Consider the following 22,910-nt stretch of genomic DNA (forward strand, 5'->3'; position numbering starts at 1 on the left):
ATCGGTGGAGCTGCATGACAAAGTCATCGGGCATTATCTGAACATAAAACACTATCAATAAGTTGGAGTCATTACCCCTACATCGAAACGGTTATAGCATCACTGAACTTTCGTGAAAGCGGACTGGATGAATTTGTAGAAGTGGTCACCTTCTATATTATTAATCGGTTACGACATCATCGGGAAGAACAGGTGCTGGATGATATTCCACAATGGCTTAAAACTACCGTGGAAAGCATGCATGACAAAAGGAAGTTCAGCGAAAATGCGCTGGAAAATATGGTACACCTGTCCGCAAAATCCCAGGAGTATCTGACCCGTGCAACCCAGCGTTATTACAGTAAAACGCCAATGCAGATTATTAATGAAATCCGCATTAATTTTGCTAAGAAACAGCTGGAAATGACTAACTATTCTGTAACTGATATTGCCTATGAGTCTGGTTACAGTAGTCCGAGCCTGTTTATTAAAACGTTTAAAAAGCTGACGTCGTTTACACCAAATAGCTACCGTAAGAAATTAACGGAATTTAATCAGTAAATTTTATTTACCAATAACCAATTTTTATAGCTTGCCCAAAATAGCGCTGGGATTACCACGCTATACCTGACGAATGGGTTGAGCATAATACGTGTCAGTGTTTTTACACTGAAGGGAGAAATTATGAGCCAGAAATTAAAAGTCGTCACTATCGGTGGCGGGAGCAGCTACACCCCTGAATTACTTGAAGGCTTTATTAAGCGTTATCATGAATTACCGGTCTCTGAATTGTGGCTGGTGGATGTCGACGGTGGTAAAGAGAAGCTGGACATTATTTTTGACCTCTGCCAGCGCATGATTGATAAAGCTGGCGTCCCGATGAAAGTGTACAAAACGCTGGATCGCCGAGAAGCGCTGAAAGATGCTGATTTTGTCACCACGCAGTTGCGCGTAGGACAACTTAAGGCCCGTGAACAGGATGAACGTATCCCTTTGAGCCATGGCTATCTGGGGCAGGAAACTAACGGTGCTGGAGGCCTGTTTAAAGGACTACGTACCATTCCGGTGATCTTTGACATTGTGAAGGATGTGGAAGAACTGTGCCCGAATGCGTGGGTGATTAACTTCACTAACCCGGCTGGCATGGTAACTGAAGCGGTCTATCGCCATACTAACTTCAAGAAGTTTATCGGCGTGTGCAATATTCCAATCGGTATGAAGATGTTTATCAGCGACGTCCTGGCGCTGAAACAGAGTGATGATTTATCCATCGATCTGTTTGGTCTGAACCATATGGTCTTCATTAAGGATGTTCTGGTCAACGGTGTGTCACGTTTTGATGAATTGCTGGACGGCGTAGCGTCGGGTCAGTTGAAAGCCTCTGGCGTGAAGAACATCTTTGATCTGCCGTTCAGTGAAGGGCTGATTCGTTCACTGAAACTGCTGCCGTGCTCGTATTTGCTGTACTACTTCAAGCCAAAAGAGATGCTGGCGATTGAAATGGGCGAATATTACAAAGGTGGCGCACGCGCACAGGTAGTACAGAAAGTTGAGAAGCAACTGTTTGATCTGTATAAAAATCCTGAGCTGAATGTTAAGCCGAAAGAGCTGGAACAGCGTGGCGGGGCTTATTACTCTGATGCCGCGTGTGAAGTCATCAATGCTATCTACAACGACAAACAAACCGAACATTACGTCAACATTCCTCATCATGGCCATGTTGATAATATTCCTGCGGACTGGGCCGTTGAGATGACCTGCACGCTGGGACACAATGGTGCAACGCCGCACCCACGTATCACCCATTTCGATGAAAAGGTCCTGGGCCTTATCTATACCATTAAAGGTTTTGAAGTGGCGGCGAGCAACGCAGCACTGAGCGGCGAGTTGAATGATGTACTGCTGGCGTTAAACCTGAGTCCACTGGTGCATTCAGATACTGATGCTGAAATTCTAGCCCGCGAGCTGATCCTGGCGCATGAAAAATGGCTGCCAAATTTCGCCGGATGCATCGAGAAGCTTAAAAGCGAACAACACTAACTGAGGTTGGCTATGGAACGCGTACTGATTGTGAATGCGGATGATTTTGGCCTGAGCAAAGGACAAAACTACGGCATTGTTGAAGCCTGTCGCAATGGCATTGTCACCTCAACCACGGCTCTGGTGAATGGCGAGGCGATAGAGCATGCGGTACAGCTTAGTCGCGATATACCGGAGCTTGCCGTTGGGATGCACTTTGTCCTGACGCTCGGCAAACCGTTAACGGCGATGCCGGGTCTGACGCGTGACGGTGTGTTAGGGAAATGGATCTGGCAGATGGCAGAGGAAGAGACGTTGCCGCTGGAAGAGATTTCTCAGGAGCTGGCTGCACAGTATCAGCATTTTATTGACCTGTTCGGGCGGGAACCGACGCACCTGGATAGTCATCACCACGTGCATATGTTCCCGCAGATTTTCCCGATTGTCGCCAGTTTTGCCGCGGAGAAGGGGGTGGCGTTGCGGATCGATCGGCAGACGGTGTTCCAGGCGTCTGATTTACCGGAAACGTTGCGTACCTCCCAGGGATTTAGCAGCGAGTTTTATGGCGACGCGATTTCTGAGGCCCTGTTTTTGCAGACGCTGGATGCGTCCGCAGACCGGGGAGAGTCCTCGCTGGAAGTGATGTGTCATCCGGCGTTTATCGATGACATCATTCGACAAAGTGCCTACTGTTACCCCCGCTTAACTGAGCTTGACGTACTGACGTCTTCGTCATTGAAATACGCTATTGCGGAGCGCGGTTATCGTCTTGGCAGTTTTCTGAACGTTTAATTCCTGAGTTGGCGGCGCGTTGGTGCGCCGCATTTTTTTGTCTGCGTCATTGATGATTGCTGTAACCTGTCTGTTCCCCCCGTTATCGCCACCCACTTCACGAATTCACTGTTTTTGCACCGTCCGGGGGTAAAATCAGCTAAGATAGCGTTTTTCAGATTTTTAGAATTTGTCTTTAGTGAAGCAACTGATTATGAAACCTCTTCGCCAACAAAATCGTCCGGTTATCAGCTATGTTCCTCGCGTGGAGCCCGCTCCACCAGAGCATGCGGTGAAAATGGATGCGTTTCGTGACGTATGGATACTGCGCGGAAAATATGTCGCTTTTGTCTTAATGGGGGAGGCGTTTCAGCGTTCGCCTGCATTTACGGTTCCGGAGTCGGCACAGCGCTGGGCTAACCAGATTCGCCAGGAAAACGAGCTGAGCGATTAATCGGATATAAAAAAACCGCCGGGGAGTAACTCACCGGCGGTTTTTTGTTTTGCGCAGACAGGTTTTTAGCGATGCGCCAGTTCGGCGTGATCGTCGCTGTCCAGAATTGTTTTATCGGTCTGTTTCAGCCATTGGCTGGTAAGCGTACCCGCGGTCATGGAACCGCTAACGTTCAGTGCAGTACGGCCCATATCGATCAGCGGTTCAACAGAGATCAACAGAGCAACCAGTGTGACCGGCAGACCCATGGCAGGCAGTACGATCAGTGCCGCGAAGGTCGCGCCACCGCCCACACCCGCAACCCCTGCGGAACTGACGGTCACGATACCCACCAGCGTGGCAATCCACATTGGGTCCAGCGGGTTAATGCCGACAGTGGGTGCCACCATCACGGCGAGCATCGCCGGGTACAGACCCGCACAACCGTTTTGACCAATCGTTGCGCCAAAAGAGGCGGCAAAGCTGGCGATGGACTCAGGGACGCCCAGACGACGGGTTTGCGCTTCGACGTTCAGTGGAATAGAAGCGGCGCTGGAGCGGCTGGTGAAGGCGAAAGTCAGTACTGGCCAGACTTTGCGGAAGTATTTCAGTGGGCTAACGCCGTTAATACCCAGCAGGATGCCGTGTACGACGAACATAATGCCCAGACCGAGATACGAAGCAACGACGAAGCTACCCAGCTTGATGATGTCCTGCAGATTGGAACCGGCAACCACTTTGGTCATCAGCGCCAGAACACCGTACGGAGTCAGTTGCATCACCAGACGAACCAGCTTCATCACCCAGCTCTGCAGGGTATCGATAGCCGTTAATACGCGCTCGCCTTTTGGCGCATCATCTTTCAGCAGTTTAAGTGCCGCAACGCCCAGGAAGGCCGCGAAAATAACGACGCTGATAATCGACGTCGGGTTTGCACCCGTAAGATCGGCAAATGGGTTTTTCGGGATAAACGACAGCACCAACTGCGGCACGCTGAGGTCGGCAACTTTACCCACATAATTGGTTTCAATGGCGGTCAGGCGTGCGGTTTCAGCGCCGCCTTGCACCAGCCCTTCAGCGGTCAGACCAAACAGGTTCGTCACCAGAACACCCACCAGCGCGGCGATCAGCGTGGTAAACAGCAGCGTTCCGATAGTGAGGAAACTAATTTTGCCCAACTGAGAGGCGTTGTGCAGACGCGCAACGGCACTGAGAATAGAGGCAAAAACCAGCGGCATGACAATCATTTGCAGCAGTTGTACGTAACCGTTGCCGACAATGTTAAACCACTGAACGGAATCTTTCAGTACCTGGCTGTCGGACCCGTAAATGGTGTGCAGGGCGAGACCAAACACCACGCCCATGACCAGACCGACCAGTACTTTTTTGGCCAGACTCCACTGTTTGTGGCGGGCTTGCGCCAGCACGAACAGCAGTACTACGAACACGATAATGTTCGCGATTAATGGAAAGTTCATCCCCGTTCTCCTGATCTTATTATGCGTATCACCATGCAATGGTGATTCTGTTGGCGCAAGATTAGCAGAACTGTGACTTGCCTCTTATATTCAAATGGAATTGTTTATACCTAAAATGACATTTTGGCTGTTTTATTAATCAGCCTGGTGTTTTATAAACCGATTAAACTGCATCTGTAGCGTGTTAATCATCTGCGATGACCAGCGCACTGCGCTGTTTTCCGGCATCGTCTGAGGCATCCAGATGGCCCAGGCAAACAGCGCCATGCACAAAAAGCGCTCCAGCTGATTTCCCTTCTGCGGGACGAGGATGGGCAGACGAAAGCGCCAGCGACAGGGCCAAAGCAGGGGAACGCCTGCCGGGGTCAGCATATCGGCCAGTATGTGACTGAGATAGCCCAACACCATCCCTTGTAGCGCATCGGCCGGGATTATCCAGCTATCCGGAACTTTCAGGTAAAATGTGGCCAGCAGGGCAAAGACCGCCAGCAGGCTATGCGTAAAACCGCGATGGCCAAATGCCCGGGCAATAGGCTTTGATATCCACTTCAGCCGCTGCCCAAGCAGGGATTTCGGGTGATCGATATCGGGCAGCAGACACGTTAGAATGGCCGAAGGCACAATATGCCACCAATCACCCTGAGCAAGAACGGGGGTCAGCTCGGCATTTTTGGCAAATACCGCACAGGCAATAGAAAAAAGAAGGTGGCCTTCCGCCGTCATGATAAAACCCAATAAACTGTCAATTCATACAGTATAGGGGTTTTATACAGTAGGCGGAAGAGGTGACGTTGTAACCCTTTGTCACAAATGCACGATTAACGCGCCAACCAACCGCCGTCCACGGCAAGCGTGTAACCATTAATATAATCAGAAGCCTGGCTGGCGAGAAAAACAACCGGGCCTTGCACGTCATCCGGCGTTCCCCAGCGCCCCGCGGGAATGCGATCGACGATTTGCTGATTACGCGTACTGTCTTCACGCAACTGCTGCGTATTATTGGTCGCCATATAACCTGGTGCGATGGCATTGACATTAATTCCCTGAGCCGCCCACTCATTAGCCAGCAGGCGGGTGATCCCCAGCACGCCGCTTTTCGATGCGGTGTAGGACGGCACGCGGATTCCCCCCTGAAAAGAGAGCATTGAGGCAATATTGATAATTTTACCGCCGTTACCCTGCGCCAGGAACTGACGCGCCACCGCCTGCGACAGAAAGAAAACAGACTTGAGATTCAGATTCATTACGTCATCCCAGTCTTTTTCACTAAAATCCAGCGCGTCCTGGCGACGAATCGTACCTGCATTGTTGACCAGAATATCGACCCGACCGAATGCCGCCACAGTTTGCGTCACTATGCCGGACAGTGCCTCCTGTTGGCTGAGGTCGGCCTGGATAGCCATAAAACGCCGACCAACTGCGGTGATTTTTTCCTCGGTGTCATGCGGGATTTTGCGGTTTACGCCAACCACGTCACATCCGGCTTCAGCCAGCGCCAGGGCCATACCTTGTCCAAGTCCGGTATCACAACCGGTGACGATTGCGACTTTACCCTCAAGACGAAACGCGTCCAGAACCATGTTCACCTCAGCTATTTTTACTGTTAATGCCTTGCAATAGGAGAAGAATAGAAGAGGTTGAACAAAAATACAATTAAAATGAAACTGTGTTTTAAAAATATTGAGAGGGCAAAAAATGGGCAATATGGTCATTGCCCGGCGGGAGATTAACCGTGAAGATGCCCGGCAGTGAGCTCCGTCAACGAGGCCAGTTTAACGTCGGCAAGCACAAAACGGGGATCATCCTGATTTTCATGAGCGGGGACAACAATTGAGCGCATTCGCGCTGCTTTCGACGCAATCATCCCGTTCACAGAATCTTCCAGTGCGACACAAGATAACGGGGATACCCCCAGCTTCTGGGCACAATCGAGGTAAACCTGCGGGTGCGGTTTGCTGTAAGGTAATTTTTCTGCCGAGGCCAGCGCGTCAAAGCTATCGCGCAGATCAAACATGGTCAGCACTTTTTCCAGCATATGCAGCGGTGATGCGGAGGCCAGTCCAACTTTGATTCCCTGAGATTTGCACAGTGCCACAGCTTCACGTACGCCCGGCAACAGGGGGCGTGTTTCTTCTACCAGCGCAATGGCCCGTGTAATGATGCGCTCCGTCACCTCCTGACGAGAGGGGCCTTTCCAAGGTTGCTGTGCAAACCAAAGATCAACAACCATATCGATACGTAAACCAAGCGTGTCGGGAAGTTCATGGCGGCGGGTGATATCTACGCCTAAACTTGCAATCACATCCAGTTCGGCCTGATCCCAGAGCGGTTCTGAATCGACCAGTAATCCATCCATATCGAAAATTGCAGCAAGAATTTGACGCGGGGTTGACATCACAACCTCTCCTTTAGGGTGATAACAGGGATTAAGAGCCCACCAGAACGAGCTCTAAGCGTTCATTATGGCTAATTTGGCAGTATACCGCCTTTAAAGATCAGGCGAAAACGGTTATCAACGGGTAAACTTAGGCCAAAATGACACGTCTTTATCAAGGGGAACTCATGACGTATCAACAAGCTGGACGCATTGCTGTCTTGAAAAGGTTGCTGGGATGGGTGATTTTCATTCCGGCGCTGATTTCAACACTGGTTTCAGTACTGAAGTTTATGTACGCGCACAGCGAAAAGCAGGAAGGGATTAATGCAGTAATGCTCGATTTTGCCCATGTGATGATCGACATGATGCGGGTAAATACGCCGTTTCTTAACCTGTTTTGGTATAACTCGCCGACACCGGATTTTCAGACCGGACTGAATCTTGTTTTTTGGTTGATTTTCATTCTGATATTCATCGGTCTGGCATTGCAGGACTCTGGCGCCAGAATGAGTCGTCAGGCGCGTTTTTTACGCGAGGGCGTTGAAGATCAGTTGATTCTGGAACAGGCAAAAGGCAGTGAAGGGTTATCGCGTGAGCAAATTGAGTCGCGTATTGTCGTGCCACACCATACGATCTTTTTACAAATCTTCCCGCTCTACATTTTGCCGGTGATCGTTATCGTGATCGGCTATTTCTTCTTTTCATTACTGGGCTTTTTGTAAGTCCGATATTATCAGGCCTGGACTGTGTGAAGCATCAGGCCTGATAAACAAAGCCGCCTTCGGGCTATCTGTACGTTAAGCCGCCAGTAACCTTTCCATCGCTTTTTGCGCCACCACCAGGTGCTGCCCGCCAAACAGAATTGCCCGATTAAGCAACGTATACAGCTGATAGATAGGCTGCCTGTCGAGAAAATCTAACGGTAGCGGCGAGACAGACTGATAACCGTCATAAATCTGCGGTGGCTGATCGGTATGTAACGGCAACATTGCCAGATCGCACTCTCTGTCGCCCCAGTAACAGGCAGGGTCAAAAATGTAGGGGCCATTCGGTCCGAGTGCACAGTTTGCCGACCACAAATCGCCGTGCAGGAGAGAAGGCTGTGGCTGATGGGAGGAGAGTCGTTGCTGAACATGATCGACAATGGCGTCAATATTGCCAAACGCGATGCCTTTTTCCGCCGCAAGTTCCAGTTGCCAGCCGATGCGTTGTTCGGCGAAGAAGGTTGACCAGCGACGCTGCCAGGCATTGGGTTGCGGTGTAGTGGAGAGCGCATTATCGAAGTCGAGGCCGAACTGTGGCTGATCGCTCCATTCATGCAAATGTGCAAGTTGTTGTCCGAGGATAAACGCGTTGTGGGCATCAAGCGGGCGGGGAGGGAGAAAATCCATTACCAGAAAACTGTAATCTCTGTCGGCACCCACTGCCCAGACTTTGGGAACAGAGACGGTTTGACTTCGGGAAAGCAGTTCTAACTGGTCGGCCTCCGCCGTAAAGCCAGACAACAGCTCTCTTTCATCACATTTGACGAAAAAATCGCGCCCCGCATAGCGTAAATGCCATGCGGCGTGGATCTCTCCGCCGGGCAGTTCATTACGCAGTTCGATTTCGCCTTCACCTAATTGCTCGCTTAAAAGACGACTGATAACCTGCCACATGATGTCTCTCCCCATGTTGTCTGCCAGATCATAAGGTTAGCGCAAGAATGCGGTAAAAAAACACGAACTGACGCACACCGTAGACGCGTCATCGCTGGAAAGGCACTTATTGTATGTCGTTCTTCCATACCTCCCTGAGAAATTGCGACGTTCGGTTTAACATGATTCACTTCTTTGTAATCACGTGATTTTTTATCATAGACGCATAATACGCATGCCGACAGTTTTGTCGGTAAATCCCCCTTAATGCCTGATAAGGGGGATGGTGTCATCATCGGGTAAGATACGAATATATTTTTTGCGTATCGTCCAATGCGCACAGCCGTGTGCCCTGATTCAGCGTTGCTGCGCTACCCGCAGCGACGCCAAAACGCACAATCTCTTCAAACGGGGCATTTTCTGCCAGTTTCAACGTCATCGCGCCGACCATACTGTCGCCTGCGCCAACGGTACTTTGGCTTTTCACCGGCGGAGGAACGACCTGGACGCACGTTTCTTGATTGACGCCCAATGCCCCTTGTGGCCCAAGAGAGACCACAACGCGAAGCGCTTTGCCGCTTTGTACAATCTCCTGTGCCGCTTTGCGGACATCATCGGGTTGTGTGAGTTCGCGCTTTACCAGCGCACTCAATTCTTTGAGGTTGGGTTTTACCAGTTCGATACCGCCGATGGCTAATGCCGCCGTCAGCGCCTCACCGGAGCTATCGACAATGCAGCGAATGCCCTGTTTTTGTGCGGTGGTGATGAGCCGGGTCAGTTTTTCTATTTGAACACCTGGCGGCAAACTGCCGCTAATGACCAGTATCGCACCCGATTCAATTTCCAGTACCTGATCCTGCAGTTGGTAGAATTCGTCATCAGTCAGCGCGGCACCGGGCATGACAAAACGATACTGCTCGCCGCTGGATTCGACGTGGACATGGAGATTTTGTCGGGTCCAGTCTTTGGCCACGATAGTCGAGACGGGAACATTTTCGTCGGCAAGTAAAGAAACTAAGTGCTCGCCGGTCGCACCTCCGACCGGGAAGATAGCCGTTGCGGTTCCTCCAAGATGTGCAATGGCGCGGGCAACGTTGATGCCTCCGCCGCCAGGTTCAAAAACCGGTGAGGTACAGCGAAGTTTACCTTCGGGGTAGATTTGTGGCGTGATTGTTGCGCTATCGAGAGAGGGCGCAAGTGTTAACGTATAGATACGTACCATCTTTACCTCCTGTTAGGCTGACCCCAGTCTGGCACTTAACGCCACGAAAGTGAAGTAATTAACAACATGATTTCTCGCAGCTTTATTTAAAATTCTCGTGCCAAAGATATATAAATAAAATAAAGGATTAGGAACTCTCTTATTCAAAAAATGAAATAAGAATTTATTGCTATGTTATTCGAGTCTTTTTATAATTTGTTACCTTTCAAGGGTCTTTTGTCATTGATCCACATGAAAGTTTCCGAGACCGTTATGGTCTCTTTTTTTGTTGTACGGACTCTTTATAAATGAAGCTTTTGAAGACAGTGCCCGCAGCAGTATTGCTGACGGGGTGCGTGTTTGCGTCAATGCATGCCGCCGCCGATGATTCCGTTTTTACTGTCATGGATGACCCTTCCAGCGCGAAAAAACCCTTTGAAGGTAACCTGAACGCGGGATATCTTGCCCAGTCAGGCAACACAAAAAGTTCTTCTTTAACCGCCGACACCACCATGACCTGGTATGGTCAATCTACGGCGTGGTCTCTGTGGGGAAATGCCAGCAACACTTCCTCAAATGATGAGCGTTCATCTGAGAAATATGCTGTAGGTGGTCGTAGTCGTTACAACATGACTGACTATGACTATCTCTTTGGTCAGGCCAGTTGGTTAACAGACCGTTATAACGGATATCGTGAGCGTGACGTGCTAACGGCCGGTTATGGTCGCCAGTTTCTTAATGGACCGGTGCACAGTTTCCGCTTTGAATTCGGTCCTGGTGTACGTTATGACGAGCACACTGATGGCACCACTGAAACGCAGCCGTTAGGTTATGCGTCCGGGGCGTATGCGTGGCAGATGACGGACAACACCAAGTTTACGCAGGGTGTGTCGGTATTTGGTGCCGATGATACAACGCTGAATTCTGAAACGGCCTTGAATGTTGCTATCAACGAACACTTTGGATTGAAGGTCGCGTACAACGTGACCTGGAACTCCGAACCGCCGGCAACCGCGCCGGAGCATACCGATCGCCGCACGACGCTTTCGCTCGGCTATCGTATGTAATAGTTAGCCGGGTCAGTTAAATGGCCCGGCTTTGATAAATTAACGTTTAGTATTTTTATTATCCTGACCGCGCTTTATTTTTGATGCTTTTCTGGCATTCCGCATTTTTAGACGCTTTCAATTTAGTGCATAAATAATCTGCCCCGAAAATGGGATGCCACCACTATCATCATCATTAAACACAATTAACGCTCTGTAGAATATACCTGCTCCGGTGAGCATTGTGGTTCTGACATTTATCCCCAGATCATGGCTGCCCAACGTAGCATCAACATTGCCACACAAATAACCAGCAGTATTACAACCATCTTCCCGTGTTTTTTTGCAAAGCGATTTGTTGACATTGTTCTTTTCCTGCCCAGGTCAGACCATTCTACTTAGTGTAACAAAGAGGGAAGGGTGTCCGTGAATTGATTTACATCATGGAAAGCGCATTGATTGTTGCTTTGATCGGCCCGTAATGCCGTGTACACTGTCAAACGGTGTTATCAAAAAGCGGGTGTAGGTCCAGTGTTGCCAGTCAGGTGACCTGTGACATATTTCGCAGAGTGAAGCGGGAATCAGCCCACGCCTTTTTGATAATTTTAAATATTGAATCTTTGTATGTGATCTTACGTGTGGGTCACCACTGCAAATAAGGATATAACATGCCTGTTATTACTCTTCCTGATGGCAGCCAACGCCATTACGACCACGCTGTAAGCCCCATGGATGTTGCGCTGGACATCGGTCCAGGTCTGGCGAAAGCGACTATTGCTGGCCGTGTTAACGGTGAGCTGGTAGATGCTTCCGATCTGATTGAGCATGATGCGAAACTCTCCATCATCACCGCGAAGGATGAAGAAGGTCTGGAGATCATTCGTCACTCTTGTGCGCACCTGTTAGGGCATGCGATCAAACAACTTTGGCCGAACACCAAAATGGCGATCGGACCGGTTGTTGACAACGGTTTTTACTACGATATCGATCTTGACCGTACGTTAACCCAGGAAGATGTCGACGCGCTCGAGAAGCGGATGCACGAGCTCGCTGAGAAAAACTACGATGTCATTAAGAAGAAAGTCAGCTGGTACGAAGCGCGCGAAACCTTCGTGAAGCGTGGTGAGACCTATAAAGTCTCTATTCTTGATGAAAACATTGCCCATGATGACAAGCCTGGCTTGTATCATCATGAAGAATACGTCGATATGTGCCGCGGCCCGCACGTGCCGAACATGCGTTTCTGCCATCACTTCAAGCTGATGAAGACCGCAGGGGCATACTGGCGCGGCGACAGTAACAACAAGATGCTGCAGCGTATTTATGGTACTGCATGGGCCGATAAAAAAGCCCTGAATGCCTACCTGCAACGTCTGGAAGAAGCGGCCAAACGCGATCACCGCAAAATCGGTAAACAGCTTGACCTGTATCATATGCAGGAAGAAGCACCGGGTATGGTGTTCTGGCACAACGATGGCTGGACTATCTTCCGTGAACTGGAAGTATTCGTTCGTTCAAAACTGAAAGAATACCAGTATCAGGAAGTGAAAGGTCCGTTCATGATGGACCGCGTGCTGTGGGAAAAAACAGGTCACTGGGATAACTACAAAGATGCGATGTTCACCACCTCTTCTGAGAACCGTGAATACTGCATTAAGCCAATGAACTGCCCAGGCCACGTGCAGATCTTTAATCAGGGTCTGAAATCCTATCGCGATCTGCCGTTGCGTATGGCTGAATTTGGTAGCTGTCACCGTAACGAGCCGTCAGGTGCGCTGCACGGTCTGATGCGTGTTCGTGGCTTCACTCAGGATGATGCACATATCTTCTGTACTGAAGAGCAGATTCGTGATGAAGTTAACGCGTGCATTCGTATGGTCTACGATATGTACAGCACTTTTGGCTTCGAGAAAATCGTTGTCAAACTGTCCACTCGCCCCGAAAAACGTATCGGCAGCGATGAAATGTGGGACCGTGCTGAAGCTGACCTGGCCGTTGCGCTGGAAGAAAACAACATCCCGTTTGAGTTCCAACTGGGTGAGGGCGCGTTCTACGGTCCGAAAATTGAATTTACCCTGTATGACTGCCTCGATCGTGCATGGCAGTGCGGTACTGTACAGCTGGACTTCTCCCTGCCGTCCCGTTTAAGCGCCTCTTATGTTGGCGAAAACAACGAGCGTCAGGTGCCGGTTATGATTCACCGCGCAATTCTTGGGTCGATGGAACGTTTCATCGGTATCCTGACCGAAGAGTTCGCTGGCTTCTTCCCGACCTGGCTTGCGCCGGTTCAGGTTGTGGTCATGAACATCACCGATTCTCAGTCTGAATACGTTAACGAATTAACGCAGAAACTACAAAATGCGGGCATTCGTGTAAAAGCAGACTTGAGAAATGAGAAGATTGGCTTTAAAATCCGCGAGCACACTTTACGTCGTGTCCCTTACATGTTGGTCTGTGGCGACAAAGAGGTAGAAGCAGGCAAAGTTGCCGTGCGCACCCGTCGTGGCAAAGACTTGGGCAGCCTAGACGTAAATGAAGTGATTGAGAAGCTGCAACAAGAGATTCGCAGCCGCAGTCTTCAACAACTGGAGGAATAAGGTATTAAAGGCGGAAAACGAGTTCAAACGGCACGTCCGAATCGTATCAATGGCGAGATTCGCGCCCTGGAAGTTCGCTTAACAGGTCTGGAAGGCGAAGCTTTGGGTATTGTGAGTCTGAGAGAAGCGATCGAAAAGGCTGAAGAAGCTGGAGTAGATTTAGTTGAAATCAGCCCTAACGCCGAACCGCCAGTTTGTCGTATTATGGACTACGGCAAGTTCCTTTATGAAAAGAGTAAGTCTTCTAAGGAACAGAAGAAAAAGCAAAAAGTTATCCAGGTTAAGGAAATTAAATTCCGTCCTGGCACCGACGATGGCGATTACCAGGTAAAACTCCGCAGCCTGGTACGCTTTCTGGAAGATGGCGATAAGGCTAAGATCACACTGCGTTTTCGCGGTCGTGAGATGGCCCACCAACAGATCGGTATGGAAGTGCTCAACCGCGTCCGTGACGATCTGAGTGAACTGGCAGTAGTCGAATCCTTCCCAACGAAGATCGAAGGCCGTCAGATGATCATGGTGCTCGCTCCTAAGAAGAAACAGTAAGGCCTTCAAGTAGCAATGTCTGTGGAGCCTGCGGGTTCCACAGCCGTTGTTCGCCTACGTTTCGTTTATTAACAATGCGAAGTGGAAGTTATTAAAATGCCAAAAATTAAGACCGTACGCGGTGCTGCTAAGCGTTTCAAAAAAACCGGTGGTGGTGGATTTAAGCGTAAGCACGCAAACCTGCGTCATATTCTGACCAAAAAATCTACTAAGCGTAAACGTCACCTGCGTCCAAAAGGCCTCGTGTCTAAAGGCGATCTGGGTCTGGTTATCGCGTGCCTGCCGTACGCATAAGCCGTTAACGTTTAATTCATTTTTTTACTAAGAATATAGAAACAGGAGAGCACATATGGCTCGCGTAAAACGTGGTGTAGTTGCCCGTGCACGTCACAAGAAAATTTTGAAACAAGCTAAAGGCTACTACGGTGCGCGTTCTCGCGTATACCGCGTTGCCTTCCAGGCTGTTATCAAAGCTGGTCAGTACGCTTATCGTGACCGTCGTCAGAAAAAGCGTCAGTTCCGTCAACTGTGGATTGCGCGTATCAACGCAGCAGCACGTCAGAACGGTATTTCTTACAGCAAATTCATCAACGGCCTGAAAAAAGCCTCTGTTGAAATCGACCGTAAGATCCTGGCTGACATCGCAGTATTCGACAAAGTAGCGTTCACCGCTCTGGTCGAAAAAGCGAAAGCAGCTCTGGCATAAGCCGGTGAAAAGAGGGAGCCTGGCTCCCTCTCTTTTATTTGTAGTTCAATCAATTGGTTGACAATTTATCCGTAAGCCTTTTCAATACAGGTTGTCCGGTTTTTACCACACAAGGTAACGCAAGCATGAATGCTGCTATTTTCCGCTTCTTCTTTTACTTTAGCACCTGAACTCAGGAGGCTTGCGCGTGAAAGAAGAAACGGAAAACAGCGCCTAAAAGCCTCCCTGGTGGAGGCTTTTTTTATACGCGTCATCCTTCAAGTTGTCTCTGTGTTGGCTGCATTCGCTCTTTTGCCGCGTTGATACAACTTGAATGATTTTGCGTATATACGAGCGACTAGTGAATATCGCAACATAACGAGGAAAACCATGTCACATCTCGCAGAGCTGGTTGCCAGTGCAACGGCCGCCATTAACCAGGCTTCAGATGTTGCCGCGTTAGACAATGTCCGCGTCGAATATTTGGGCAAGAAAGGGCACCTGACCCTTCAGATGACAACCCTGCGCGAGCTGCCACCGGAAGAGCGCCCGGCAGCAGGTGCGGTAATCAATGAAGCCAAAGAGCAGGTACAGCAAGCGCTGAACGCGCGTAAAGCCGAATTAGAAAATGCAGCACTGAACGCGCGCCTGGCTGAAGAAACTATCGATATCTCCCTGCCGGGACGCCGTATCGAAAATGGCGGACTGCATCCGGTAACACGTACTATCGACAGGATTGAAAGTTTCTTCGGTGAGCTGGGCTTTACCGTGGCGACGGGCCCAGAAATCGAAGATGACTATCATAACTTCGACGCGCTGAACATTCCTGGCCACCACCCGGCGCGTGCTGACCACGATACCTTCTGGTTTGACGCAACGCGTCTGCTGCGTACGCAGACCTCCGGCGTGCAGATCCGCACCATGAAAGAAAAACAACCGCCGATCCGCATTATTGCGCCGGGCCGTGTATATCGTAACGACTACGATCAGACGCACACCCCGATGTTCCATCAGATGGAAGGCCTGATCGTTGATACCAATATCAACTTCACCAACCTGAAAGGTACGCTGCACGATTTCCTGCGTAACTTCTTTGAAGAGGACCTGCAGGTTCGTTTCCGTCCTTCTTACTTCCCGTTCACTGAACCTTCTGCGGAAGTTGACGTTATGGGTAAAAACGGAAAATGGCTGGAAGTCCTGGGCTGCGGGATGGTTCACCCGAACGTGTTGCGTAACGTTGGCATCGATCCAGAAATCTACTCCGGTTTTGCCTTCGGTATGGGTATGGAGCGTCTGACCATGTTGCGTTATGGCGTTACCGATCTGCGTTCTTTCTTCGAAAACGATCTGCGTTTCCTCAAACAGTTTAAATAAAGGCAGGGTAATACAATGAAATTCAGTGAACTGTGGTTACGCGAATGGGTTAACCCAGCAATTGATAGCGATGCGCTGTCAAACCAAATTACGATGGCGGGCCTGGAAGTTGACGGTGTGGAGCCTGTTTCCGGCGCGTTCAACGGCGTAGTGGTGGGTGAAGTGGTTGAGTGTGCTCAGCACCCGAACGCTGACAAACTGCGCGTCACCAAAGTGAATGTCGGCGGCGATCGCCTGCTGGATATCGTCTGTGGCGCACCAAATTGCCGTCAGGGGCTGAAAGTGGCCGTGGCAACCGTTGGTGCCGTTCTACCGGGCGATTTCAAAATCAAAGCTGCGAAACTGCGTGGTGAGCCGTCTGAAGGCATGCTGTGCTCGTTTTCTGAGCTGGGTATTTCCGACGATCATAACGGTATTATCGAACTGCCAGCCGATGCGCCAATTGGCACCGATATCCGCGAATATCTGAAGCTTGACGATAACACTATCGAAATCAGCGTTACGCCGAACCGCGCCGACTGCTTAGGCATTATCGGTGTTGCGCGTGATGTGGCTGTGCTGAACAAAGCTCCGCTGGTTGAGCCGGAAATGGCGCCAGTAGCGGCCACCATTAGCGACGTCCTGCCGATTCAGGTCGAAGCCGTAGACGCTTGCCCACGTTATCTGGGCCGCGTGGTAAAAGGCATCAATGTTAAGGCGCCAACCCCGCTGTGGATGAAAGAGAAACTGCGCCGTTGCGGTATTCGCTCCATCGATGCCGTGGTTGACGTGACCAACTATGTGCTGCTTGAACTGGGTCAACCGATGCACGCGTTCGACAAAGACCGCATTGAAGGCGGGATTGTTGTGCGTATGGCGAAAGAAGGAGAAACCCTGGTCCTGCTCGACGGTAGCGAAGCAAAACTGAGTGCGGATACGCTGGTGATTGCCGACCACAACAAAGCGCTGGCGATGGGGGGTATCTTTGGTGGTGAGCACTCTGGTGTGAATGATGAAACGCAAAACGTTCTGCTGGAATGTGCGTTCTTCAGCCCGCTTTCTATTACCGGCCGCGCACGTCGTCACGGTCTGCATACCGATGCTTCTCACCGCTATGAGCGTGGTGTCGATCCAGCACTGCAGTACAAAGCAATGGAGCGTGCAACGCGTCTGCTGATTGATATCTGTGGCGGCGAAGCTGGCCCAGTGATTGATGTGACCAACGAAGCGACGTTGCCGAAGCGTGCCACCATTACGCTGCGTCGTAGCAAACTGGATCGCCTGATCGGCCATCCTATTGCGGATGAGCAGGTGAGCGATATTTTGCGTCGTCTGGGCTGTGAAGTCACTGAAGGCCAGGGCGAGTGGAAGGCTGTCGCGCCGAGCTGGCGTTTCGATATGGAGATCGAAGAAGACCTGGTCGAAGAAGTCGCCCGCGTATACGGTTACGACAATATCCCGAACACGCCAATTCAGGCGGGTCTTATCATGGGTGAACATCGTGAAGCGGACCTCTCGCTGAAACGTGTTAAGACCATGCTGAATGACAAAGGCTACCAGGAAGTTATTACCTACAGCTTTGTTGATCCTAAGGTCCAGTCGCTGCTGCACCCGGGTGAAGAAGCGCTGCTGCTGCCAAGCCCAATCTCTATCGATATGTCAGCAATGCGTCTGTCTCTGTGGACCGGCTTGCTGTCTACGGTAGTGTACAACCAGAACCGTCAGCAGAACCGTGTGCGTATTTTTGAAACGGGTTTGCGTTTTGTACCGGATACGCAGGCCAACCTCGGGATCCGTCAGGATCTGATGCTGGCGGGCGTGATCTGCGGCAACCGTCATGACGAACACTGGAATCTGGCGAAAGAGACGGTTGATTTCTATGATCTGAAGGGCGATCTGGAAGCGGTTCTCGACCTGACCGGCAAACTGGCGGACATCCAGTTCAAAGCTGAAGCGAATCCAGCTCTGCATCCGGGTCAGTCTGCAGCGATTTATCTGAAAGGTGAACGTATTGGTTTCATTGGGGTTGTTCATCCTGAACTGGAACGTAAACTGGATCTGAACGGTCGCACTCTGGTGTTCGAACTGGAGTGGAATAAGCTCGCAGACCGCGTGGTGCCTCAGGCGCGTGAAGTTTCTCGCTTCCCGGCGAACCGCCGTGACATCGCCGTTGTTGTGGCAGAAAACGTTCCCGCAGCGGATATTTTATCCGAATGTAAGAAAGTTGGCGTAAATCAGGTAGTTGGCGTAAACTTGTTTGACGTGTACCGCGGTAAGGGTGTTGCGGAGGGTTATAAGAGCCTCGCTATCAGCCTGATCCTTCAGGATACCAGCCGTACACTTGAAGAAGAGGAGATTGCCGCTACCGTCGCCAAATGTGTAGAGGCATTAAAAGAGCGATTCCAGGCATCATTGAGGGATTGAACCTATGGCGCTTACAAAAGCTGAAATGTCAGAATATCTGTTTGATAAGCTTGGGCTTAGCAAGCGGGATGCCAAAGAACTGGTCGAGCTGTTTTTCGAAGAGATCCGTCGTGCTCTGGAAAACGGTGAGCAGGTAAAACTCTCTGGTTTTGGTAACTTCGATCTGCGTGATAAGAATCAACGTCCGGGACGTAACCCGAAAACGGGCGAAGATATTCCCATTACAGCACGGCGCGTGGTGACCTTCAGACCCGGGCAGAAGTTAAAAAGCCGGGTTGAAAACGCAACGCCCAAAGAAGAGTGATTTAACGATACGCAAAGTATGACGCGTATAACTAAAAAGGCCGCTATGCGGCCTTTTTCCTTTTCACTACTGAATCAGCACCGTAGAATCTCCCCATCTTTTTTCAGCAGAATGGAAAACATGCTGACTTTCGCCCATCAACAGCAGCGACGAAACGTGCGCTGGATACTGTCTCTGTCAGTGCTGATGCTGCTGGCAACCATGATAAGTTTGTGCGCAGGAGAACAGTGGATTGCTCCCGGCGATTGGTTTAGCGCTCGCGGCGATCTGTTCGTCTGGCAAATTCGACTGCCCCGTACGCTTGCCGTATTGCTGGTAGGCGCCGCACTGGCCCTGGCTGGCGCGGTGATGCAGGCGCTGTTTGAAAACCCACTCGCGGAGCCTGGCTTACTCGGCGTGTCTAATGGCGCGGGGGTTGGGCTTATTGCGGCAGTACTGTTGGGGCAAGGGCGATTGCCCGGCTGGGCATTAGGCCTGTGCGCCATTGCTGGTGCGCTGATTATCACCCTCATTCTTCTTCGTTTTGCCCGCCGACATTTATCGACCAGTCGTTTGCTGTTGGCAGGCGTGGCGCTGGGGATTATCTGCAGCGCGCTGATGACCTGGGCTATCTATTTTTCCACCTCTTTTGATCTTCGACAGTTGATGTACTGGATGATGGGCGGCTTCGGTGGCGTAGACTGGCATCAGGCCTGGCTCATGGTGGCATTGGTTCCGGTACTGGTGTGGATCTGCTGCCAGTCGCAGCCGATGAATATGCTGGCGCTGGGGGAGACTTCCGCACGTCAGTTGGGGCTGCCCCTATGGTTCTGGCGCAACCTGCTGGTGGTTGCCACAGGATGGATGGTGGGTGTAAGCGTGGCGCTGGCGGGGGCAATTGGTTTTATCGGGCTGGTAATCCCTCATATTCTGCGACTGTGTGGATTAACCGATCACCGCGTTTTACTCCCTGGCTGTGCGTTGGCCGGGGCAATTGCACTACTGTTTGCTGATGTCGTTGCACGTCTGGTACTGGCATCGGCTGAATTACCCATTGGCGTGGTGACGGCCACGATGGGCGCACCGGTATTTATCTGGTTATTGTTAAAAGCTGCGCGCTAGAAAGCGCAGGTTCGGTCTATGCTTAAAAGCTGAACAGGGTCATCCCACTATTCACCTGTTGGTCTGGAGATGCTATGCAAAACACGCTTTTTAATACGGAAGTGACAACCATCGACGGCGAGGCGACCTCATTGCAGGCGTATGCCGGAAATGTACTGTTAATTGTCAACGTAGCCTCAAAATGTGGGTTAACGCCGCAGTATGAGCAACTGGAAAACCTGCAGAAAGCCTGGCATGGGCAGGGTTTCACCGTTCTGGGATTTCCTTGTAACCAGTTTCTGGGGCAGGAGCCCGGCAGTGAAGACGAGATTAAGACGTATTGCAGCACCACCTGGGGCGTTACCTTCCCGATGTTCAGTAAGATTGATGTCAATGGCGAAGCCCGCCATCCGTTGTATCAGAAGCTGATTGATGCGGCACCCACTGCGGTTGCACCGGCAGATAGCGGATTTTATGCGCGTATGGCGAGTAAAGGCCGGGCACCGCTCTACCCGGACGATATTCTGTGGAACTTCGAGAAGTTCTTAGTCGGTCGGAATGGGCAGGTGCTGCAGCGTTATTCACCTGATATGACGCCTGAGGACCCGATTCTTGTCCACGCTATAAAGACTGCATTGGCCAACTAATGTCCCGATTAATGCTGCTACAGGATGTTGCGGAATCGACCCGACTCGGCCCGCTATCTGGTGAAATTAAAGCAGGGGAGATCCTGCATTTAGTGGGCCCCAACGGCGCGGGGAAAAGTACGTTGCTGGCGCGAATGGCGGGGCTGACGACCGGAGAAGGGATCATCACCTTTGGTGATACACCGCTCGGTGACTGGCCGGCAGCGAAGCTGGCGCAATATCGTGCTTATCTTGCGCAACAGCAAAATCCACCATTTGCGATGCCTGTCTGGCATTTTCTGACGCTGCATCAGCCTGATAAAGCGCGAACAGACCTGCTGCAGGAGGTGGCTGATGCGCTTGGGCTGGGAGATAAACTGGGACGTGGTGTTAATCAGCTTTCAGGGGGGGAATGGCAACGTGTGCGTCTGGCGGCCGTCATCCTGCAAATGAGTCCGCAGTCTAATCCGCATGGGCAACTTTTGTTGTTGGATGAGCCGATGAATAGCCTGGATGTCGCGCAACAAAACGCGCTGGACAGGTTGTTGAGCCAGCTGTGTCAGCAGGGAATCGCCATTGTGATGAGCAGTCATGATCTTAACCATACGCTACGCCATGCGCACAAGGCGTGGTTGCTCAAGCGCGGAAAGCTGCTGGCGAGCGGTGCGCGTGATGTGGTGCTGACGCCAGCCAATCTGTCGTTGGCCTACGGTGTAAATTTCCGTCGCCTGGATATTGAAGGCCACAGAATGCTCATATCAACCACTTAAGTTAAATGGGTTCTTGAAAATCACATAATTTCCACGCTAAATTGACACAAAAATAAAAATCAGAGGATTCGTCCTGAATGCGCTTTTGGCTCCTTTTCATCACAGCATTGTTTTTGGCGGGGTGCAGCAGCCATCGTGCTCCTGCGCCGAATGCCCGACTGTCGGACTCTATCGCCGTTATCGCGGGTCTTAACGATCAGTTGCAAACCTGGCATGGCACTCCCTATCGCTATGGCGGTATGAGCCGTAGCGGGGTGGATTGTTCGGGATTTGTGTTGATGACGATGCGTGACCAATTCGATCTTCAATTACCGCGAGACACGCGTACTCAATCAAAGATTGGTACCGAGATCGATAAAGATGATTTGCTACCCGGCGATCTGGTTTTCTTTAAAACGGGTTCCGGTGAAAGTGGTCTGCATGTCGGAATTTACGATACCAATAATCAATTTATCCATGCTTCAACCAGTCGCGGAGTGATGCGTTCTTCGCTGGATAACGTCTACTGGCGTAAAAACTTTTGGCAGGCACGCCGAATTTAATCATGACGGGTGACGAGAGCGGCTCGCGGCTTTCTCGTCATCCACATTTTAAATGTCAACTTTCACTTCTGCTGTTTGTCGGTCAATAACCCTGAACATTAAGAGCGTATCTTGCTAAAAATATGATTTATCCCGAGATATTAAAAAGTGCAAAGCTGGATATTCGTTTATAATCAGGATAAGCTAAAAAAAAAGGATTCGATTTACTGGCTAAAAAGGGAAAAATGAAAGGGCCTCAATTTGTATCAGCAGCAACGTATTTTTCCATCCTTTGCTACAGGATGCCGGATTACACCCATGCAGAGGGGCTGGCACAATGATTGTTTCACTGGATTATCTTTATCATTCAGAGTTCTCTTTTCTTCCTGCACGAAGTGAAAAAGGTGACCTGGAGTACGTCGACATTGTTACAAACTTTGTCAGCCCGGATGGCAACGTACGCATGCCAACAGAGCTGGTTATGCCCCGGATGTCAGACGACGAGCAATGCCGTTTATTTGCCGAGAAGCTGGAATTAATCGAAACGTGCCAACACTTTTTTATTCAACGCAAAGTTCCGGCCTGGATTAATTTAACGCCAGCGGTCGCTAATACTTTATTATCAGACGCTGAATATGCTTCACGTGTTGAACGATTTTCATTTATTGAACTGACGATTAATGAAAGTTATCCGGAGTTAAACAGTGGCAAAGAAAATCCCACACTGGCGGCTCTGGCTGCGCGATTCCCATTAATACTGACAAACTACGGTGCCGGTGGCATATCCACGCGGGCAATTTTTGATGGTCTGTTCAAACGGGTTGTGCTGGATAAAAACTTTGTTCAACAAAGGATTACACATATTTCGTTTGAGCCGTTTATGCGGGCTATTCTGGCGCAATTATCCCCCAGTTGTGAATCAATCATCATTAGCGGTATTGATACACAGGAGATGCTGGCGCGGGTATTGCCTTTGGGATTCAGCGCGATGCAAGGAGGACTGTGGCCGGCGGTATCACCTGCAAAGATTATTTCACTGGTAAAATGATAACCCTTTTATTTG

At 50.4% G+C, this 22,910-nt stretch carries 26 protein-coding genes, 1 pseudogene and 1 other annotated feature; of the genes and pseudogenes, 20 read left to right on the forward strand and 7 right to left on the reverse strand.

Features of this window, described 5'->3' with window-relative positions; all coding sequences use genetic code 11:
* From RYZ59_RS24725 to cedA, 5 genes and pseudogenes are all read left to right on the forward strand, one after another.
* A partial coding sequence (locus tag RYZ59_RS24725) for an IS1 family transposase (protein WP_071528444.1) occupies positions 1 to 61 on the forward strand: 61 nt, incomplete at its 5' end.
* Positions 62 to 78: 17 nt separating this feature from the next.
* A pseudogene (gene chbR, locus RYZ59_RS07510) lies at positions 79 to 540 on the forward strand (transcriptional regulator ChbR); the annotation flags it as partial.
* Between the two features lie 123 nt (positions 541 to 663).
* Positions 664 to 2,019, forward strand: coding sequence for a 6-phospho-beta-glucosidase (locus RYZ59_RS07515; protein ID WP_318045888.1), 1,356 nt, complete (start codon positions 664 to 666; stop codon positions 2,017 to 2,019).
* A gap of 12 nt (positions 2,020 to 2,031) precedes the next feature.
* A complete protein-coding gene (chbG, locus tag RYZ59_RS07520; protein ID WP_318045890.1) occupies positions 2,032 to 2,790 on the forward strand; it encodes a chitin disaccharide deacetylase in 759 nt (252 codons plus the stop codon).
* A 169-nt stretch (positions 2,791 to 2,959) separates the two neighbouring features.
* A complete protein-coding gene (cedA, locus tag RYZ59_RS07525; protein ID WP_071887334.1) occupies positions 2,960 to 3,223 on the forward strand; it encodes a cell division activator CedA in 264 nt (87 codons plus the stop codon).
* A gap of 65 nt (positions 3,224 to 3,288) precedes the next feature.
* On the opposite strand, the gene tcyP is transcribed toward cedA, so the two are convergent.
* The 4 genes from tcyP to hxpB all read right to left on the reverse strand — a co-directional run bounded on the left by tcyP (position 3,289) and on the right by hxpB (position 7,075).
* Positions 3,289 to 4,680, reverse strand: coding sequence for a cystine/sulfocysteine:cation symporter (gene tcyP / locus RYZ59_RS07530; protein ID WP_137383368.1), 1,392 nt, complete (start codon positions 4,678 to 4,680; stop codon positions 3,289 to 3,291).
* A gap of 135 nt (positions 4,681 to 4,815) precedes the next feature.
* Positions 4,816 to 5,403, reverse strand: coding sequence for a metal-dependent hydrolase (locus tag RYZ59_RS07535; RefSeq protein ID WP_170974385.1), 588 nt, complete (start codon positions 5,401 to 5,403; stop codon positions 4,816 to 4,818).
* A 95-nt stretch (positions 5,404 to 5,498) separates the two neighbouring features.
* Positions 5,499 to 6,260: a 2-dehydro-3-deoxy-D-gluconate 5-dehydrogenase KduD gene (gene kduD / locus RYZ59_RS07540; protein WP_318045891.1), complete on the reverse strand. Its 762-nt coding sequence runs from the start codon at positions 6,258 to 6,260 to the stop codon at positions 5,499 to 5,501.
* Positions 6,261 to 6,406: 146 nt separating this feature from the next.
* Positions 6,407 to 7,075, reverse strand: coding sequence for a hexitol phosphatase HxpB (gene hxpB, locus RYZ59_RS07545; protein ID WP_318045892.1), 669 nt, complete (start codon positions 7,073 to 7,075; stop codon positions 6,407 to 6,409).
* A gap of 167 nt (positions 7,076 to 7,242) precedes the next feature.
* Here hxpB and RYZ59_RS07550 point away from each other — a divergent pair, with 167 nt between their 5' ends.
* Positions 7,243 to 7,779 (forward strand): YniB family protein, encoded by a 537-nt coding sequence (locus RYZ59_RS07550; RefSeq protein WP_048211877.1) that lies wholly within the window; start codon positions 7,243 to 7,245, stop codon positions 7,777 to 7,779.
* 75 nt (positions 7,780 to 7,854) lie between these two features.
* On the opposite strand, the gene RYZ59_RS07555 is transcribed toward RYZ59_RS07550, so the two are convergent.
* Entirely contained in the window at positions 7,855 to 8,715 is an 861-nt protein-coding gene (locus RYZ59_RS07555; RefSeq protein ID WP_318045896.1) for a fructosamine kinase family protein, read from the reverse strand.
* Positions 8,716 to 8,986: 271 nt separating this feature from the next.
* Entirely contained in the window at positions 8,987 to 9,916 is a 930-nt protein-coding gene (pfkB, locus tag RYZ59_RS07560; protein ID WP_318045899.1) for a 6-phosphofructokinase II, read from the reverse strand.
* A gap of 287 nt (positions 9,917 to 10,203) precedes the next feature.
* On the opposite strand from pfkB, the gene RYZ59_RS07565 reads away from it, so the two are divergent.
* Entirely contained in the window at positions 10,204 to 10,962 is a 759-nt protein-coding gene (locus tag RYZ59_RS07565; RefSeq protein ID WP_048211874.1) for a YdiY family protein, read from the forward strand.
* Positions 10,963 to 11,198: 236 nt separating this feature from the next.
* On the opposite strand, the gene yniD is transcribed toward RYZ59_RS07565, so the two are convergent.
* Positions 11,199 to 11,306, reverse strand: a complete 108-nt coding sequence (gene yniD / locus RYZ59_RS07570; RefSeq protein WP_318045901.1) for a small membrane protein YniD — start codon at positions 11,304 to 11,306, stop codon at positions 11,199 to 11,201.
* A gap of 303 nt (positions 11,307 to 11,609) precedes the next feature.
* Between yniD and thrS the strand changes: the two genes are divergently transcribed.
* From thrS to RYZ59_RS07635, 13 genes are all read left to right on the forward strand, one after another.
* Positions 11,610 to 13,538, forward strand: coding sequence for a threonine--tRNA ligase (gene thrS, locus RYZ59_RS07575; RefSeq protein WP_040233697.1), 1,929 nt, complete (start codon positions 11,610 to 11,612; stop codon positions 13,536 to 13,538).
* A gap of 3 nt (positions 13,539 to 13,541) precedes the next feature.
* The gene (gene infC / locus RYZ59_RS07580) at positions 13,542 to 14,084 is read left to right on the forward strand and encodes a translation initiation factor IF-3 (RefSeq protein WP_048997935.1); all 543 of its coding nucleotides are present in this window, start codon (positions 13,542 to 13,544) and stop codon (positions 14,082 to 14,084) included.
* Positions 14,085 to 14,180: 96 nt separating this feature from the next.
* Entirely contained in the window at positions 14,181 to 14,378 is a 198-nt protein-coding gene (rpmI, locus tag RYZ59_RS07585) for a 50S ribosomal protein L35 (RefSeq protein WP_003030583.1), read from the forward strand.
* A gap of 55 nt (positions 14,379 to 14,433) precedes the next feature.
* Positions 14,434 to 14,790: a 50S ribosomal protein L20 gene (rplT, locus tag RYZ59_RS07590; protein WP_003030578.1), complete on the forward strand. Its 357-nt coding sequence runs from the start codon at positions 14,434 to 14,436 to the stop codon at positions 14,788 to 14,790.
* 120 nt (positions 14,791 to 14,910) lie between these two features.
* Positions 14,911 to 15,035 (forward strand) — a sequence feature (Phe leader region).
* Complete coding sequence (gene pheM, locus RYZ59_RS07595; RefSeq protein WP_001386830.1) at positions 14,916 to 14,960, forward strand: pheST operon leader peptide PheM; 45 nt, start codon at positions 14,916 to 14,918, stop codon at positions 14,958 to 14,960. Its footprint overlaps the feature before it by 45 nt.
* Positions 15,036 to 15,159: 124 nt before the next feature.
* A complete protein-coding gene (pheS, locus tag RYZ59_RS07600; protein WP_137383362.1) occupies positions 15,160 to 16,143 on the forward strand; it encodes a phenylalanine--tRNA ligase subunit alpha in 984 nt (327 codons plus the stop codon).
* Between the two features lie 15 nt (positions 16,144 to 16,158).
* A complete protein-coding gene (pheT, locus tag RYZ59_RS07605; RefSeq protein WP_318045905.1) occupies positions 16,159 to 18,546 on the forward strand; it encodes a phenylalanine--tRNA ligase subunit beta in 2,388 nt (795 codons plus the stop codon).
* 4 nt (positions 18,547 to 18,550) lie between these two features.
* Positions 18,551 to 18,850 (forward strand): integration host factor subunit alpha, encoded by a 300-nt coding sequence (gene ihfA, locus RYZ59_RS07610; protein WP_003030571.1) that lies wholly within the window; start codon positions 18,551 to 18,553, stop codon positions 18,848 to 18,850.
* Positions 18,851 to 18,970: 120 nt separating this feature from the next.
* Positions 18,971 to 19,951, forward strand: coding sequence for a vitamin B12 ABC transporter permease BtuC (gene btuC, locus RYZ59_RS07615; protein ID WP_202038812.1), 981 nt, complete (start codon positions 18,971 to 18,973; stop codon positions 19,949 to 19,951).
* Between the two features lie 74 nt (positions 19,952 to 20,025).
* Complete coding sequence (locus RYZ59_RS07620; RefSeq protein ID WP_318045908.1) at positions 20,026 to 20,577, forward strand: glutathione peroxidase; 552 nt, start codon at positions 20,026 to 20,028, stop codon at positions 20,575 to 20,577.
* Entirely contained in the window at positions 20,577 to 21,326 is a 750-nt protein-coding gene (gene btuD, locus RYZ59_RS07625; RefSeq protein ID WP_318045910.1) for a vitamin B12 ABC transporter ATP-binding protein BtuD, read from the forward strand. The genes RYZ59_RS07620 and btuD overlap by 1 nt, the downstream gene beginning before the upstream one ends.
* A 77-nt stretch (positions 21,327 to 21,403) precedes the next feature.
* Positions 21,404 to 21,868, forward strand: coding sequence for an NlpC/P60 family protein (locus tag RYZ59_RS07630; protein ID WP_005120307.1), 465 nt, complete (start codon positions 21,404 to 21,406; stop codon positions 21,866 to 21,868).
* 316 nt (positions 21,869 to 22,184) lie between these two features.
* The gene (locus RYZ59_RS07635; protein WP_318045914.1) at positions 22,185 to 22,895 is read left to right on the forward strand and encodes an EAL domain-containing protein; all 711 of its coding nucleotides are present in this window, start codon (positions 22,185 to 22,187) and stop codon (positions 22,893 to 22,895) included.
* Positions 22,896 to 22,910: the final 15 nt, after the last annotated feature.

Origin of the sequence: Citrobacter sp. HN-141, from assembly GCF_033341895.1 — a bacterium.
In the GTDB taxonomy this organism is placed as follows: Bacteria; Pseudomonadota; Gammaproteobacteria; order Enterobacterales; family Enterobacteriaceae; genus Citrobacter.